Genomic DNA, 1639 nt, shown 5'->3' on the forward strand with positions numbered 1-1639 from the left:
GAATTCCAGCTACACTTGTGATGTTATTTTCTTTAATAAATTCTTTTAGTTGTGCTTTTGATAAAAGTGACATTAAAAATCTCCTCCTTGTCCTTTTCTCTTAATTCTTGCCAAGAAGGAGATACTTAAATCACTTTACACAAAATTATTTACATACTCAAAAATAGTGCCATATTTATCTACACTGCTTATAATAACTGCTTTTCCTATTTCTTTACTTAAGTCGAGGCAAGCATTAAAAATACTATCTACATCTTCTTTAATAAGTATATCTGAATTTATTAAAAGAGATATAAAAGGACAATAGCAAAACTCTGGTAAAACAAAAATATCAAAATCTGATTTCTTTACAACCTCAATAGCTTTTTCAAAATCAACTTTGTTTTTAAGTTCATCTGTTTGAAGATATAATCCTATTTTTAGGCCACTGCGATAATTTCCCTTACAGTTTCTTTTTGTAAATGATTTTTTATTCAATAGTTCTCTTAACCTTTCTTCTGCACCTTCTGATTTGAAATCTATCTGGCCATGCATTATTCTCACTAATTTATATCCATGTTTACTAGATTCTATATCTCTTATACTATCATAAAAAGCCCTTACTGTATCTCTATTAACAGGATTTCTATCTTTTGCTTTTATTTCATCACAAGTTCTTATCCATAATTGTTTATCATAATACAATGTAACGTCAGGGTAAGCTAATAACGATATTTTTCTTGCTTCTGAAAAATGCTGCCTTTCATCATATTCAATAATTAATTTTTCGCTCTCACACACAAAATCGCACCTTAATTTAACATTCTTTTTCAAAAAATCTTTATCTCCACAGTATTTATATAAAGCTTTATATAAATTTTCATAATCTGTTTCAATCTTATCTGGCGTTTTCATCCATGAAAAATGTCTTTTCGCACACAATGTCTCCATTGAAAATTTTGTTTAACAAAAGTTGTAATGCATTTTTTTGTTCTATTACATCTTTTGTTGAAATTTTTATTGTTTCTTTTGAATCATTTTTCATATATGTAGCTTTATTTGAATCTACTATTTTATTTTCTTGCGTTAATTTTTTTGTTTTTATATCTTTCTTATCATCATTTTCTGATTTACCTGTATATAAAACCTCAAATCCTAATTTTTCAAAAAACCGTACTGTCTCTATACCACCAGTATAGTCATTTTTACTGATTTCTTTTCCAAATGCTACTTTGTAAGCAATACCACGTATATGTTTAGCAGGGAGCTTATTACCATTATATATAAGAAATGTATTCTTTGGTTGAGGAAAATATGAGTTTTCAGACAAGAAAATTTCTATTGCCTTTATTACATGTTCTCTTGTTACGTTTTTCCAATTAGTTTTTTTCATTTTTCTCTATTCCTTTCTATTATTTAATTATCTAAACTCTCAAATAATAAATTTATGTCAATATAATAGGCACAGAAACTCAATTTTTTTATGTTGATTATTTAGCCCTATCTTCACATTGCTTAAATATTAATTTATTCTTTATAAAAAACATTAACCAAAAGTCCTATTAACTTAGTTCTACATATCCACATATTTTCCTTCTTTTCCAAACACAACTTTATATATTTGTTTCCCCTCGCCTCCAAGTTGATTTGCACTACAAAA

The 1639-nt window shown here is 27.0% G+C and carries 2 protein-coding genes; both read right to left on the reverse strand.

Annotation, left to right across the window (positions count from 1 at the left end):
• Positions 1–135 precede the first annotated feature (135 nt).
• Positions 136–894, reverse strand: coding sequence for a hypothetical protein (locus Q428_RS14730; RefSeq protein ID WP_051515192.1), 759 nt, complete (start codon positions 892–894; stop codon positions 136–138).
• Complete coding sequence (locus tag Q428_RS14735) at positions 878–1372, reverse strand: ScoMcrA-related endonuclease (protein ID WP_051515193.1); 495 nt, start codon at positions 1370–1372, stop codon at positions 878–880. The genes Q428_RS14730 and Q428_RS14735 overlap by 17 nt, the downstream gene beginning before the upstream one ends.
• Between the last annotated feature and the right edge of the window lie 267 nt (positions 1373–1639).

Origin of the sequence: Fervidicella metallireducens AeB (assembly GCF_000601455.1) — a bacterium.
Lineage (GTDB): Bacteria > Bacillota > Clostridia > Clostridiales > Caloramatoraceae > Fervidicella > Fervidicella metallireducens.